The sequence below is a fragment of the Kitasatospora sp. GP30 genome, assembly GCF_029892145.1.
Lineage (GTDB): Bacteria > Actinomycetota > Actinomycetes > Streptomycetales > Streptomycetaceae > Kitasatospora > Kitasatospora acidiphila.
The window spans coordinates 16,275-30,583 of the sequence record NZ_JARZAH010000006.1; the positions used below are offsets into that span (position 1 = coordinate 16,275).

Here is a 14,309-nt window from a genome sequence, read left to right on the forward strand (position 1 = left end):
CCGAACCGTGCACTCTCTCCGGCTGGCACGCGACTTCGAGCGTGCTGCGACGCTGCGAACTGCGACGCGCGACCGCGGCGGGTCCGCCGCGGTCGCGCGCTCGGTCCGCGCGGCGGTGGCCCGGCTCGCCCAGGTGGACCCCGACGCCCCCGTGGCGGCGCTCGAGGTGCTCCGCCACCAGGTCGAGCACCGCGACGGACTACGGGTCGAGGACTACGAGTTCGCCTCCACGGGGCGCACCGGCATCCGGGCCACCCTGCTGGTCCCGGCCGACCTCACGGCGCCGCGCGGCGCCGTGCTGGTCTCCCCCGGGCGGCGCGCGGTCCTGGAACAGGTCACCGGCGCACATCCGGCCGACTACCCGGACCGCAACATCGCCGAGCGGCTCTCCCGCGCCGGGCTGGTCACCCTCACCCTGGACTACGGTCTGGACGGGGTGCTGCCCGCCGCGGACCTGGCCGGGCGCGACGAGGCCGCCGTGCTCGCCCTGGCATTCTCGCTGGGCGGCCGGCCGCTGCTCGGCGCCCTCGTCGAGGACAACCTGGCGGCGCTGGCCTGGCTGCGTGAGCACCCGGCCGTGGACCCGGGGCGGGTGGGGCTCTTCGGCCACAGCCTCGGCGGCGCGGTCGCCCTGCACACCGCGCTGCTCTCCCGCACGCCGCTGCCGCTCTGCGTGGCCGCCCACTTCGGCAGCTACCCGGCGCTCTACGCCCAGGCGTTGAGCGGCAACGCGGTCGCGGCGCTGCCCGGCATCCTGCGCCACGCGGACCTGCCCGAGCTCTACGCGGCCCTGGAGCCACGGCCGTTGCAGATCCAGTACGGGACCAAGGACCCGGGGCTGCTCGCCGCGGACGCGGCCGCGGCCGCCGACACCCTGCAGACCGCCTGGCCCGCCGACGCCCAGGAACGGCCGCAGGTGCTCGGGCTGGAGATCGGTCACGCCACCGACACCGCACGGGCGTTGGAGTTCTTCGAGCGGTCGCTGGCTCGCCCGTCGGCGAGCCGGCCCACCGTGCCACCGCTGCGGGTGCGCTTCGACCTCGAAGCCCGGCTCGCCGTGGCCGACCGTGTCGACGACGCGCTGGCCTCGGGCGTGCTCACCCTGGGCCCGGTGCTGGCCGACTTCGAGTCCCGGGCACAGCCCTGGGTCGGCCGCCCGGCGGCCGGCGTCAGCTCCGGCTCGGCGGCGCTGGAGATCGCCTTCCGGGCGATCGGCGTGACCGGACGGACCGTCCTGGTGCCCGTCAACACCTTCTTCGCGACCGCGGCTTCGGCCGTCCGAGCCGGCGCGCGGGTCGACTTCGTCGACATGGAGCTGGACGGCCTGGGCCTGGACCCCGACGCGCTGGAGGCGGCGCTGGAGCGCCACCCCGACACCGCCGCGGTGGCGGCCGTCCACATCGGCGGGGTGGTCTCGCCGTCCCTGGAGCGGGTCCGGCGGCTGTGCGAAGCGCGCGGCATCGCCCTGGTCGAGGACGCGGCACACGCCATCGGCTCTCGACTGAACGGCCGACTGGCCGGTACCTTCGGCGAGTTCGGGGCCTTCTCGCTCTACCCGACGAAGGTGCTCACCAGCGCCGAGGGCGGCATCGTGACCGCCGCCACCGAGCATGGCCTCGACGCGGCACTGCGGCTGCGGGACCACGGGAAGACCGGCTTCGAGTCCATGCTGCACGACTCGCCCGGCGGCAACTGGCGCCTCAGCGAGGTGCACGCGGCGGTCGGCCTGGCCCATCTGGACACCTTCGCCGAGATGACGGCCGAGCGGCGGCGGCTGGCCGCCTGGTACGACGAGGCACTGGCCGACCTGCCCGCGCTGACCCCGTACCGGGTCCCGGACGGCGTCGAGGCCAACGGCTACAAGTACCTGGCCTACCTGCCCGAGGGCGTCGACCGGACCGACCTGAAGCAGCGACTCCGTGCCCGCCACGGCGTCAGCCTGGCCGGCGAGGTCTACTCGACACTGCTGCACCAGCAGCCGTACTTCGCCCCGCAGAACCCGGGCGACGACGCCTTCCCCCGTGCGTGCTGGTTCGCCGACCGGCACATCGCCCTGCCGCTGTTCCCGTCGATGACCACGCAGCAGCAGGAGCTGACGGTCGCGGCGCTGCGCGCCGAACTGTGAGTTCCCACCGGGTCGGCACCCCACGCGGTGCCGGCCCGGCATCCGACATCGGCACCCACCAGAGGATGACGTGAGGTCCACCCCAGCGGCCGGCGCCGTGCTGACGTCCAACGGCGAGAAAATACCCTTCGACGAGGCGCACTTCGCGCCGATGCGGGACAGCAGCGAACTGCTGGGCAACCGCACGGCCCTGCGCGCCCGACTGGACGAGGACGGCTACCTGCTCCTGCGCGGCGTGCTCGACCAGCAGGACGTGCTCGACCTGCGGCGCCGCTACTTCGAGTTGCTGCCGGCCGGCTACCTGGCCCCGGACACCGAGCCCGTGGCCGGCCTGTTCTCGGGGACAGTCCCGGCCGAGCTGTCCCAGTACGGCGTGCACGGGCACCCCGCGCACGGGTTCGTCCGCTCGGAGCGGTTCCAGGAGTTCTGCTCCGCACCGGCGTTGAGCGCGCTCACCGCCGCCCTGCTGGGCGGGCCGACGGAGCTGCTGCCCCGGCGGATCCTGCGCCACTTCTGGCGCGGCGCGAACCGCGCCTCCCGTGCCCACACCGACTACGAGTACATGAGGCTGGGCACCGACCAGGTGCTGACCACCTGGATCCCGATCGGCGACTGCCCTGTCGCGACCGGCGGCCTGGTCTACCTGGAGGGCGGTCCCCTCGACCCCGAGCAGCTGAGCCGGCTGCGCAAGGTCACCGACCGCGTCCACGACCAGCGGCCGATCAGCCACGACCTGGCCCACACCGCCCGGGAGACCGGGCGGCGCTGGCTCTGGGCCGACTTCTCGACAGGAGACCTGACGGTGCACTCCCCGCACATCGTGCACGCCACGCTGGACACCAGCACCGAGGCGATGCGGCTCTCGACCGACCTGCGATTCCAACTCCGCGGCGAGCCGGTGGACCACCGCTGGACCACCGCCTGGTCCGCCGACGACGGGGCGTGAACACCATGGCGACCGAGACGACGTCCGACACCCGGCTGATCCCGCTCTTCCGGCGGGGACGGTGGTACGAGTCACTGGACGCCCAGGAGGTGCCCGGCCGGGCCGGCTGGCGCCTGTCGCTGGCGCCCGCGGTGATGGCGAAGGGCGACGCGGCGCACTCCCAGCGCTCCGCCGCCGGTCGTGCCGCCCTCCCGCTCGACGCCCGCGGGCACGTGCTCGCGGCGGCCGTGGAGCTCTTCGCCACCGGCGAGGTCCAGCTCGGCCCGCTCGGGACGCAGTCGGCTACCGACTTCCATGAGCAGCTGCGGGCGACCGTCGGCCTGCCGACCCCGCTCACCGACCGCTGGACCGCCATGCTGCGCCAGCAGCTCGACGAGGCGACGGCGGCCGCGACGGGCGGCGCCGGTCCCGCCGCCACTTACCGGCGGACCCTGGTCGCGTTGCCGGCCAACACCTTCACCTGCCTGGCCGCCGTCATCCAGGCCGTCCTCGACAGCGAGGAGGTCTGGATCCGGCCCAGCCGCCGCGAGCCGATCTCCGCCCTGCGCTTCGCCGCCGCGCTGCTCCAGGCCGGCTGGCCGAGCGACCGGCTCGGCTTCTACCCGACCGCGCCCGACGTGCTGCCCGCCCTGATCGACCTCACCGACCGGCAGGTCGTCTTCGGCGGCGACCAGATCAGCGAACGCCTGTCCGGACTGGCGGACCTTGACCTGCGCGGCCCCGGACGCGGCCTCGCGCTGGTTCCGGCCGGGGCCGACCCGCGCGAGCGGGCCGACTGGCTGCTGCCGCTGCTGGCGGCCGACAGCGGACGCTTCTGCAAGAACGTCTGCACCGTCCTGTGCGAGGACGACCCGGAGCCGCTGGCCCGGGAACTCGCCGCGCGCCTGGACGCGATCCGGCTCGACCCCGCCGACCCGGCGCTGCCGCAGGCCGCCCAGGTCGACCCGGCGCACGCCCGGGCGCTGGCACGCTCGATCGAGGAGCGGCTGAGCCCGGCGGACCGGGTGCTGACGAGCCGTCCACTCGTCCACGAGGGCGAGCACGGCACCTTCCTGGCGCCCGCACTGGTCCTGCTCGACGATCCGGGCAGTCCGGACCGGCCGCACCCGCTGCTGGCCTACGAAGTCCCGTTCCCGTTCGCGTCCATCTGCCGCACGGACCCGGCGCTCACCGCCACGACCCACGACGGGTCGCTGTTCGTCTACCGGATGCCCGACCCCGCACCCGCCCCAGGAGGAGCCGCGTGACCGCGCCCCAGCCCGCCCCGGCCAGCCCGCTGCCGCTGATCCAGGAACGCCTGTCGACCGTCGGCGGCGACCTGAACGAGTGGACGCTGCGGACGGTCCACTGGCACTTCTCCGAGGCCACCGGCTCGCCGTTCTGGCTGCGACGCCGGTCCGAGCTGGGCTTCGACCCGCTCAAGGACATCGTCGACTTCCGGTCCCTGGAGCTGTTCGGCCACTTCGACAAGAAGCTGCTGCGTGACGGCAACCCGCGGGACCTGCTGCCGCGTGGGCTGCACGGCAAGCCGTTCCGGGTCTTCGAGACCGGTGGCACCACCGGCGAGCCCTGCCGGGTCGTCAACGTCAGCAAGCTGGATGAGGAGGTGACGGTCTACCAGGTCATGCTGGAGATCCGCGGCCTGGCCGGCGGGGACATCGTCGCCATGACCCCGAGCGGTCCGCACCAGTACGCGCACTTCGTGGCCAGGCTCGCGGACCGCTGGTGCGGCTCGGTCGGGTTCATCGACTTCGACCCGCGCTGGGTCAAGGCCGAACTGCGCAGGGACGGCGGGGCCCAGGACTACGTGGCCCATCTGCTGGACCAGACCAAGGTGCTGCTGGAGCGCCAGCGGCCCTCGCTGCTGTTCACCACCTCCAAGCTGCTGCTGGCCCTGGTCGCCGAGCTCGACCGGCCGCTGCGCGAGTACGGCGTCCGGGCGGTCTGCACCGGCGGCACCTCCTGCACGCCCGAGGAGGTCCGCTACGTGCAGGAGGAGCACCTGGAGTCGATCGCCTGGATCGACACCTACGGCAACACCCTGGTCGGGCACGCCCTGATGGCGGACCCGGTGAACCCCGGCGATCCGCGCACCTATCACCTGCCACCGCCGCTCGCCGTGATGAAGGTGGTCGACCCCGCGGACACCTCGCGCGAGGTGGAGTACGGGCAGCGCGGACGGGTGGTGACCACGACGCTGCTGGAGGACCTCTTCCTCCCCAACCTGCTGGAGCGGGACAGCGCGGTCCGGGTCCCCGCACACCCGTGGTTCCCGTGGGACGGCGTGCGAGACGTCCAGCCGTACCTGGAGGTCGACGGCGAGAGCGCGGTCGAGGGCGTCTACTGACCCGCAGTCCCAGTCGAAGACACCGCCGCCCTGCGTGGGTTGGGGGTGGCAAGCACCGCAACGCCGAGGAGATACATGCTGCGCGCAGTACGTCCGCCAGACCCGGTCGGCCCGGGTGGTCACATCCGAGTGGTCAGCCCGGGCCTGCCGACCCTCGCCCACGTCCCGGAGCGCGGCGAGCGGGCCGAGGCGGCCCTGCACGGCCTCGGCTACCGGGTCAGCTTCTCGGAGCACGCCTTCGGGATGGCGGCGGACGGCATCACCTCCGGCACGCCCGCCGAACGCGCCGGTGACCTGCTGGCCGCCTTCGCCGATCCGGGCGTCGACGCCGTGCTCATCTCCGACTCCGGCACCGGCAGCCGCGACCTGCTGGCCCTGCTGGACCCCGAGGTCCTCGCCCGCACCCGCAAGCCGCTCATCGGCTTCTGCGACACCGTGTACCTGCACCACCACCTCGCGCTGGCGCACGGGACGGGGTCCTACTACGGCTGCTCGCTGGTGGTCCACCTGGGCGACGCGCCGGGCCCGTTCCCGGAGACGGTCGACTACCTGGGCCGCGCCCTGGCGCTCGACTCCCCGCTTCGCTGCCGGCCGGTCGGCCCGCGTGCCAGGCCACTGGCGACCTGGCACGATCCCAAGATCGAGTCGGCTCCCCGCGAACGCGACTACCCGGCCGGCTGGACCTGGCTGCGCGAGGGCTCCTGCGAGGCTCCGCTCTACGGCGGCGAGATTTCACAACTCCCGGGAGTCGTCAAGGAGTTCGGGCTCGACTACACTGGAGCGCTGTTCTTCTGGGACATCACCGAGGAGCAGACCCGGCCGCTGGGCGAGCTGCTGGAGCGGCTCTGCTCCGCCACCGACCTGCGCCGTCTGGCCGGCATGGTCGTCGGCGCCAACCCGAACATGGACCCGCAGGACTGGGCGGAGCTGGTGGCGGCCGAACTGGCGCGCCAGCTGCCGGACGCCGACTACCCGGTGCTGGTCAACTCCGACCTCAGCCACGCGGCACCCTCTTGGACCGTGCCGTTCGGCGAACAGGCGGTCCTGGACCCGGTCGACGGCCTGGTCTTCCCTCGACACGGAGCCCGGTGATGACGACGCCCCTGGCCACCCAGCAGATCGTGGAGATCTTCAGCGCGCTGCTCGACAGCGACGACGTGCGCGAGGACGACTCCTACTTCGACGTCGGCGGCACCTCGATCACCGCCCTGACGCTGGTCGCCCGCCTCAACCAGGCCTCCGGCGCCCGGCTGCGGCTGCGCGACGTCATCCGGTCGCCCAGCCCGGCCGCCCTGGCCGCGGCCCTCGCGGCCACCGCGGCGCGGGAGGCGGCGGTGCAGGAGGCGGCCAAGTGACGGACATCGCCGGGCAGTTCCTGCGGCGCGCGGCCTGGCAGCCGGAAACCGTCGCGGTGGTCGCGCCGGGCGGATCGCTCACCTACCGCGAGCTCGCCCAGCGCGTGAACCGACTGGCCGAGCAGCTCACCGCGCTCACCGCACCGGGCTCACTGATCGCCCTGGAGGCCTCCAGCGGACCCGCCGGCCTGCTCGCCCTGCTGGCCGCCGGGGCCGCGCGCCGGGCCCTGCTGCCGCTGGACCTCTCCTACCCGCGGGCCCGGCGCGACACGGTGCTGCGGGACGCCCGCCCGGCGCTGGCGCTGCGCGAGGAGGACTCCGAGCTGGTCCCGGACCCCCTGGCGCCACCGGTCGGGGTGCCGCCCAGGACCGGGCTGGAGCAGGTGGCATACGTCATGTACACCTCGGGCTCGACCGGCACGCCCAAGGGTGTCGCGGTCTCCCACCTGGCCCTGTCCGAGCGGATCGCCGGACTCGCGCGGACACCCGGACTGGCGGCGGGCGAGTCGATGCTGGCGCTGACCGCGCTGTCCTTCGACATCTCCCTGGCCGAGCTCCTGCTCCCGCTCCAGGTCGGCGGCACCGTGGTCGCCGCCGACCCCGACGCCCGCACCGACCCCGACCTGTTCACCGAACTCGTGGACCACTACCGGCCCGACGTCGTGCAGGCGACACCGAGCTTCTGGCGGCTGGTGACGGCAGCCGGCTGGCCCGGCCTGCCCCAGGGCCGCATCTGGTCCGGCGGCGAGGCACTGACCGGACCGCTGGCGGAGCGGCTGCTCCCCATGGCGAAGGAGCTCTGGAACCTCTACGGGCCCACCGAGGCCACCATCTGGGCGACCGCGCAACTGGTCACGGATCCCGCCGCGGTGGGCCTCGGCGAACCGCTGCCCGGCACCTGCCTGCACCTGGACCCGGAGCCGGAGCCGGTCGACGCGGCCCCCGGGGGCGACACCGTGGGAGAGATCCTGCTGTACGGCGCCGGACTCGCCGAGGGCTACCTGGACCGGGAGAGCCTCACCGCCTCGCGCTTCGCCGACTGCGCCGTGCCCGGCGGCCCGCGGCGCTGCTACCGCACCGGGGACCGCGGCCGCCGCCGCGCCGACGGCAGCCTGGAGTTCCTGGGCCGGATCGACCAGCAGGTGAAGATCAACGGCCACCGGGGCGAGCTGGGCGACATCGAGACCGCCTTCGAATCGCACCCGGCCGTCAACGAAGCCGTCGCGGTCCTGCTGCCGCCGGACGACGCCGACCGGCTGCCGGCGGAGCTGGTGATCCTGGTCATCCTCGCCCAGGCCTCCCCCGCCACCCCGCGCGAGCTGCGCGGCTGGGCCACCGACCGCCTCCCCCGGGCGCTCGTGCCCGCACGCATCACCGTCACCGGCGAGCTGCCGCGCACCCCCGCGGGCAAGACCGACCGGACCGCCGTCCATGCCGACCTCGTCCGTCGGTACCGTCCAGGAGCCACCCGTGCTTGAGGCCTACCGCGCCACCACCGACCGCTACGACCGGATGCCCTACCGGCGCGCGGGAGCGAGCGGCATCAGCCTGCCCGAAGTGTCGCTCGGCCTCTGGCACAACTTCGGCGACACCCAGCCGCTCGATGTCCAGCGCGCGGTGCTGCGCCGCGCGTTCGACCGCGGCGTCACCCACGTCGACCTCGCCAACAACTACGGCCCGCCGTACGGCTCGGCGGAGCGCAACTTCGGCTACCTGTTCGCCCAGGACTTCCGGCCGTACCGCGACGAGCTCTTCCTCGCCACCAAGGCCGGCTACCACATGTGGGCGGGCCCGTACGGCGAATGGGGTTCCCGCAAGAACCTGCTGGCCAGCCTCGACCAGTCGCTAAGGCGGATGGGCGTGGACTACGTCGACGTCTTCTACTCGCACCGCTACGACCCCGACACCCCGTTGGAAGAGACGATGGGAGCCCTGGACACGGCCGTGCGCCAGGGCAAGACGCTCTACGCCGGCATCTCCAACTACGGCCCCGAGGAGCACGACCGGGCCGTCCGGATCCTGCGGGAGCTGGGCACCCCGCTGCTGCTCAACCAGGCTCCCTACTCGCTGCTCGAACGAGCCCCGGAGCAGGGCCTCCTCGACGTGGTGGACCGGACCCGCACCAGCCTGATCGCCTACTCCCCGTTGGCACAGGGGCTGCTGACGGACCGCTACCTCGACGGCGTGCCCGCCGGCTCGCGCATGGCCACCAGCCACTTCCTCCCCCCGCAGGCCCGCACCGAGCACCTCCTCACCCGACTGCGCGCCCTCGCCGCGGTCGCCGACGGGCGCGGCCAGACCCTCGCCCAGCTCGCGCTGAGCTGGGTGCTGCGCGACCCCCGGGTCTGCTCGGTCATCATCGGCGCCAGCAGCGTCGCCCAGCTCGACCAGAACCTGGACGCCGCCGGCGCCCCACCCCTGCACCCGGACGAGCTCACCGCCATCGACGCGGCCCTGCGCACACCCGGGGCAGTCGAGCCGGACTGACCCGCGCGCCACGCTCCTTCCCGGCAGCGAACCTGTGGTCAGAAGCGATTACCAAACCGGGGGACATGGCTGCCGATCGAACCTCTGAGCGGATCGGGCTCGTTCGGGTGATCGCTCCGCGGTCAGTGCATGAGAGAAGGGCCTCCTGCGCAGTTCGGTGATGTCGAGTCAACGAACCAATCAGGAGGCCCTGGTGCCCCACTGTGGCGTGTCCGCACTGTCCGCGTCCAGTTCCGGCATGTCGTGCGATTGCCTCGCACACCGGCTCGGGAATGCCACTGACCAGCCGGATCGCACCCGCCGCTACAGCTTCGACCTGACCGACGCCGAATGGGCACTGGTCCGGCCGCTGCTTCCGGTCCCAGCCTGGCTGAACGGGCAAGGGGGCCGTCCTGAGGGCTTCTGCCACCGCCAGATGCTCGACGCGGTGCGCTACCTGGTCGCCGAGGGCGTGCGCTGGGCGAGCCTTCCCGCCGACTTCCCCAACTGGCGGGCCGTGTACCGGTTCTTCCGCCGCTGGCGCGACAACGACCTGGTCAAGGAACTCTACGGCCGGCTCCACGCCCGCCTGCGCGAGCTGGCCGGCAAGAAAGAAGAGCCCACCGCCGCGATCATCGACTCCCAGACGGTGAAGGCCGACGCCACCGTGCCCGCCGGCACACGCGGCTTCGACGCCGGCAAGAAGACCAACGGGCGCAAGCGCCACATCGCGGTCGACACCCTGGGCCTGCTTCTGGTCGTGATGGTCACCGGGGCATCCGAATTCGGTAACCCTCAACCCACCTGTCGTGGGGAAAAGCGTGACCGCTGACACGTCAGTCAGACTGAGAGTCAGGCCCCGAGCGATGCCGGGCTACATCCTCATTGTCAGACTGGGACAAGGCCATCGCGCACCTCTCACTCAACGAGCATGCCTACTCGCAGAGTTGCGCGATGGCTCCTTTATGACCAGGGGTTACACCAAGATCCCTGCTACACCACTTGGTGGGACGCCATCAAGCAGTGGCCGGTGCTTCGGATCCCTGGATGTCGGCGTCACCGAATCAGTAGCCTGTCTGCAGAGGGTCATGGACTCGGGTGCCGGGCGGGTGATGGGGGATCAATGTCGCAGCGGGTGATCGGAGGGCGGTTCCGGCTGATGTCCATGCTCGGGTCAGGCGGGTTCGGCCAGGTGTGGAGCGCCTTCGACGAGAAGCTGGGCGTCGAGGTGGCCATCAAGCAGATCCGGCTCGATCCGTCCGCGACCGACGTCGAGCGCGCTGCGACGGTTACCGACGCCGAAAACGAAGCGCGCAACGCTGCCAAACTGCGCGACCACCCCAACATCGTTGCCGTCTACGACGTCGTCATTGCGGCCGGGGAGCCGTGGTTGGTGATGCGGCTGGTGAAGGGACGCACCCTGGCACAGGAGATCAGAGCTCGTGGCAGGCTCCACCCGGACGAGGCCGGGAAGATCGCAGCCGGAGTGCTCGCCGCTCTCGGCGCCGCACACGCGGCCGGAATCGTGCACCGCGACGTCAAGCCCGCCAACATCATGCTCGCCGACGACGGCACCGTTCTGCTGACCGACTTCGGCATCGCCAAGCAGCACACCAACACCACCCAAGCAGTGGTCATGGGGACTTTGCCCTATATGTCTCCCGAACGGCTCAACGGGAAAGACCTGCCGGCCGGAGACCTGTTCGCCGTGGGTGCGATCATCTACGAGATGACCGAGGGCGTCTCGCCGTTCGCTCGCGCGACTCCCACGGCGATCATGTCGGCGGTGGCCTTGGAGCAGCCGCCTCCTCCGCAACATGCCGATCGCCTAACCGCGTTGATCCTTGCGCTGTTGGAGAAGGATCCCGCCAAGCGCCCTAACGTGACGGCGGCGCAGGTGCTTCTGACCGGCCGCAGCGCGTTTCCCACCGAGGAAGCGACGATCGACGCTCCGGCCGTCCAGGACCAGGATGTCGTGTGCACCCGCGTCGACCAGGAGCTCACTCGCCGGTGGCGTCCGAGTCGGCGTGGTGTCTTGGTGGCTGGGCTGGGCCTGGCCACCGCGGCGACGATTCCGGTGGCTCTTACGATCTACCCGTCTTCGCGCTCGACAGGTGCGAGTAAGCGCCCGATCGCCGCTCCAGACACGACCAGCGGCTCTGTGCGGCCGCAGGGCCCTGTGACGCTTTCGGACGGCGGCAGCGCCTCGCCACTCGCAGTGTCCTTCAACCCGGCCAGTACGCTGCTGGCCAGCGTCGGCGAGGACGGTGCGGTCAGGCTGTGGAACACGGCGACCTGGAAGTCGGCCAAGACCTTCGCGCACCAGGCCGTCAACCCATGGTCGAAGCCGCTTGACCAGGTCATCGCGTTCAATTCCCGCTTCACGGCCGCGCTGTCCCTCGCATTCAGCCCGGACGGGGCCGTCCTGGCGGTCGGCAACGGTGATGGGACGATCAGCCTGTGGAACATCGCGGACGGCACCGAGACCACGCTGCCCTACCTCGACCCGGTCGAATGGAACGGGGCGACCAGTTCCGTATCCTTCGCCCCCGGCGGCGGGAGGCTCGCGGCCACCTACGACGCGCCAGCCATCAGGATTTGGGATGTGGCTACTCGGACCAGCCTCGCCACCCTGACCACCGGCGACACGAGCTGGGTAGCCCAGGTGGCGTTCAGCCCCTCCGGGCAAATCCTGGCCAGCGCTAGCGGCAACGGCAATCCGAACAACACCGTCACCGACGGCCGGCTCCAGCTGTGGGACACCTCCTCCCGAACCAGGATCGCCACTCTGACCGACTCCAATTCCCCCTGGCAGTCCCTGGCGTTCAGCCTCGACGGGAAGACGCTGGCGAACCTCCGCAGCGACGGGGAGATCACCCTGTGGGACGTCGCGGCTCGCACGGCGACCGGGACTCTCGCCAGCTCTGATTCCGGAGTGACGTGCGTTGCGTTCGGCGCCGGCGGCGTTCTGGCGGGTGGTTTCAAAGACGGCACCATCACCCTGTGGGACACCGGGTCGGGCAAGAGCATTGATGTCCTCGCCACCGGCACCGACAGCACCGTCAACTGCGTTGCGTTCAGCCCAGACGGCAAGACCATTGCCAGTGCCGCCAAGAACCTCACCGTATGGACACTCAAGCAATAGCAACTCGACTCTCGACGCTTTCGCTGATCGTCGTTGGCATCGCTCGGGTGGGTGATGTGGCGTCATCCGGCAGCGCGGGCCGGAGACAGCAGAGAAGTATCGGTGGTGCTTACGTCTCCTCCGGGGAGGGACCCGCCGATGCTTCCGGATCCGACCGTACCGGCTTCGCTGCTCGCCGTGTTGGAGTTGGTGCGGGGCAACTTCACCGCGCCGACGTTCCGGACCTTCGCAGCGCTGGTCACGGGACTGATCGCGCAGACCGGTCGGTGCACGGTGACCGGGATGCTGAGTGGTGCGGGGTTGACGCGGGCCTGGTCCCACGACCGCGCGCACACCTTCTTCTCCCGCGCCGCCTGGAGTCCGGACATCCTGGGCATCTGCCTGTCCCACCTGATCGTGCGCCGTCTGCTGCCCGAGGAGGCGGCGCTGACCGTTGCGGTGGACGACACCCTGTTCAAGCGGCGAGGGAAGAATTTTCGGCGCGGCCTGGCAGCACGACGGGGCGGCCAAGGGCCCCAAGCCCATCGGGCGCGGGACCTGCTTCGTCGTGGTGGGCCTGGTCGTCGAACTTCCTTTCCTGGCCCGGCCGGTGTGCCTGCCGGTGATGGCTCGACCGTGGCGGCCGAAGCAGGAGCAGTCCAAGGTCGACCTCGCCGCGTCCATGCTCCGCTTCCTGGCGGCCTGCCACCACGACCGGCGCATCCACGTCGTCGCGGACGCCGCCTACCACGGAAAGTCCCTGCGCGAGTTGTCCGCGAGCTGCACCTTCACCACCCGGTTGCCCACCAGCGCGTTGCTGTACGACCTCGCCCCGCCGCGCACCGGAAGACGAGGCCGCCGTCTCTCCCCACGATCCGCAGGCCCGCTTCAGCCACAAGCCCGGCAAGGCCGAGTGGGTCGGCTACAAGGACCACCAGACCGAGACCTGCGACACCGGCCTGCCGAACGTGATCGTGCACGTCGCCACCACGCCGGCACCCGAGCAGGACATCGACGCCCTGGAACGGATCCACTGCGACCTCGCCGCACACGACCTGGCCCCGGCCGAGCACCTGGTCGACGGCGGATACATCAGCCCCGCCACCATCCACCGGGCCAGGACCGAGTACGGAATCGACCTGGTCGGCCCCGTCCGGCTCCCATCCCGGTCACGGGCACTCCCGGGCTTCGACAAAGAGGATTTCCATCCCAACTGGGAAGAACGAACGCTTACTTGTCCCAACGGCGCCACCAGCCCGCCCTGGAAACCGACCCTCGCCGACGGTCAGCCACGCCTGTCGGTACTCTTCCCACGCGCTGTCTGCCGGGCCTGCGACGACCGCCCGAAGTGCACCGGAAACGTCGACGGCAAAGGCCGCCACATCCTGCTCCTGCCACAGCCTCTTCAGGAGATCCAAAACCGCGTCAGGAACGAGCAGAAGACCAGGGCCTGGCAGGACCGATACGTCATGAGAGCCGGCTGCGAGGCCACTGTCTCCGAGACCGTGCACGCCCATGGCCTGCGCAACTGCCGCTATCGCGGCACAGCGAAGACCCACGTCCAGCACGTTCTCACCGCAGCCGGAACCAACATCATCCGCCTCAGCCAGCACCGCGACGACGGCGGATCAACCGACCCCAACGAGGCCAGAGCACCCGCCTCCAGCATCTGTGCCAACGACTGAGCGACGGGACTCGAACCCGTCGCTCATGAAGATCACCAACAGCATCAGTTCCGTGATCGGTGCCGTGGTCCTCCTCGCCCACCTCTGTTGGTCATAGGGCATCTTCCGCCCGCTGTGGGAGGCGGCCACCGAGCACACCCGCCCCCACACAGCGGGCTGGCCGGCCGCAGGCAGCGCCGCTGCCTGGCAACGAGTCGCCCGTCGATGCGGTGGCGTAGGCCTCGGAGCCGATGGGTGCTCCAGCATCATGACCACGCAGGC

Annotated in this window: 11 protein-coding genes; all 11 read left to right on the plus strand. The window is 71.5% G+C overall.

The window, feature by feature from the left end; translation table 11 throughout:
• Window positions 1-7: 7 nt before the first annotated feature.
• The 11 genes from P3T35_RS11750 to P3T35_RS11800 all read left to right on the plus strand — a co-directional run bounded on the left by P3T35_RS11750 (window position 8) and on the right by P3T35_RS11800 (window position 14,048).
• Window positions 8-2,125, plus strand: coding sequence for a DegT/DnrJ/EryC1/StrS family aminotransferase (locus P3T35_RS11750; RefSeq protein ID WP_101379232.1), 2,118 nt, complete (start codon window positions 8-10; stop codon window positions 2,123-2,125).
• 70 nt (window positions 2,126-2,195) lie between these two features.
• Window positions 2,196-3,071 (plus strand): phytanoyl-CoA dioxygenase family protein, encoded by an 876-nt coding sequence (locus P3T35_RS11755; protein WP_280705771.1) that lies wholly within the window; start codon window positions 2,196-2,198, stop codon window positions 3,069-3,071.
• A 5-nt stretch (window positions 3,072-3,076) separates the two neighbouring features.
• The gene (locus tag P3T35_RS11760) at window positions 3,077-4,318 is read left to right on the plus strand and encodes an aldehyde dehydrogenase family protein (RefSeq protein WP_143676742.1); all 1,242 of its coding nucleotides are present in this window, start codon (window positions 3,077-3,079) and stop codon (window positions 4,316-4,318) included.
• On the plus strand, window positions 4,315-5,418 hold the full coding sequence (locus P3T35_RS11765; protein ID WP_101379234.1) for a hypothetical protein: 1,104 nt from the start codon (window positions 4,315-4,317) through the stop codon (window positions 5,416-5,418). Before P3T35_RS11760 ends, P3T35_RS11765 begins: the two co-directional genes overlap by 4 nt.
• Before the next feature lie 75 nt (window positions 5,419-5,493).
• Window positions 5,494-6,510: an LD-carboxypeptidase gene (locus tag P3T35_RS11770; RefSeq protein WP_101379235.1), complete on the plus strand. Its 1,017-nt coding sequence runs from the start codon at window positions 5,494-5,496 to the stop codon at window positions 6,508-6,510.
• Entirely contained in the window at window positions 6,510-6,773 is a 264-nt protein-coding gene (locus tag P3T35_RS11775; RefSeq protein ID WP_101379236.1) for an acyl carrier protein, read from the plus strand. Before P3T35_RS11770 ends, P3T35_RS11775 begins: the two co-directional genes overlap by 1 nt.
• A complete protein-coding gene (locus P3T35_RS11780) occupies window positions 6,770-8,251 on the plus strand; it encodes an amino acid adenylation domain-containing protein (RefSeq protein WP_101379237.1) in 1,482 nt (493 codons plus the stop codon). Before P3T35_RS11775 ends, P3T35_RS11780 begins: the two co-directional genes overlap by 4 nt.
• Window positions 8,252-8,285: 34 nt before the next feature.
• Entirely contained in the window at window positions 8,286-9,260 is a 975-nt protein-coding gene (locus tag P3T35_RS11785; protein WP_280705997.1) for an aldo/keto reductase, read from the plus strand.
• Window positions 9,261-9,468: 208 nt separating this feature from the next.
• Window positions 9,469-10,071: an IS5 family transposase gene (locus tag P3T35_RS11790; protein ID WP_180356344.1), complete on the plus strand. Its 603-nt coding sequence runs from the start codon at window positions 9,469-9,471 to the stop codon at window positions 10,069-10,071.
• A 291-nt stretch (window positions 10,072-10,362) separates the two neighbouring features.
• Window positions 10,363-12,384, plus strand: coding sequence for a serine/threonine-protein kinase (locus P3T35_RS11795; RefSeq protein ID WP_180356345.1), 2,022 nt, complete (start codon window positions 10,363-10,365; stop codon window positions 12,382-12,384).
• Between the two features lie 953 nt (window positions 12,385-13,337).
• Window positions 13,338-14,048, plus strand: coding sequence for a transposase (locus tag P3T35_RS11800; RefSeq protein ID WP_180356347.1), 711 nt, complete (start codon window positions 13,338-13,340; stop codon window positions 14,046-14,048).
• Window positions 14,049-14,309: the final 261 nt, after the last annotated feature.

Bases quoted from the DNA above. Each gene is read 5' to 3' on its own strand.
- P3T35_RS11775 (WP_101379236.1), top strand. From the start codon at position 6,510: ATGACGACGCCCCTGGCCACCCAGCAGATCGTGGAGATCTTCAGCGCG.
- P3T35_RS11795 (WP_180356345.1), top strand. From the start codon at position 10,363: ATGTCGCAGCGGGTGATCGGAGGGCGGTTCCGGCTGATGTCCATGCTC.
- P3T35_RS11770 (WP_101379235.1), top strand. From the start codon at position 5,494: ATGCTGCGCGCAGTACGTCCGCCAGACCCGGTCGGCCCGGGTGGTCAC.
- P3T35_RS11785 (WP_280705997.1), top strand. From the start codon at position 8,286: ATGCCCTACCGGCGCGCGGGAGCGAGCGGCATCAGCCTGCCCGAAGTG.
- P3T35_RS11760 (WP_143676742.1), top strand. From the start codon at position 3,077: ATGGCGACCGAGACGACGTCCGACACCCGGCTGATCCCGCTCTTCCGG.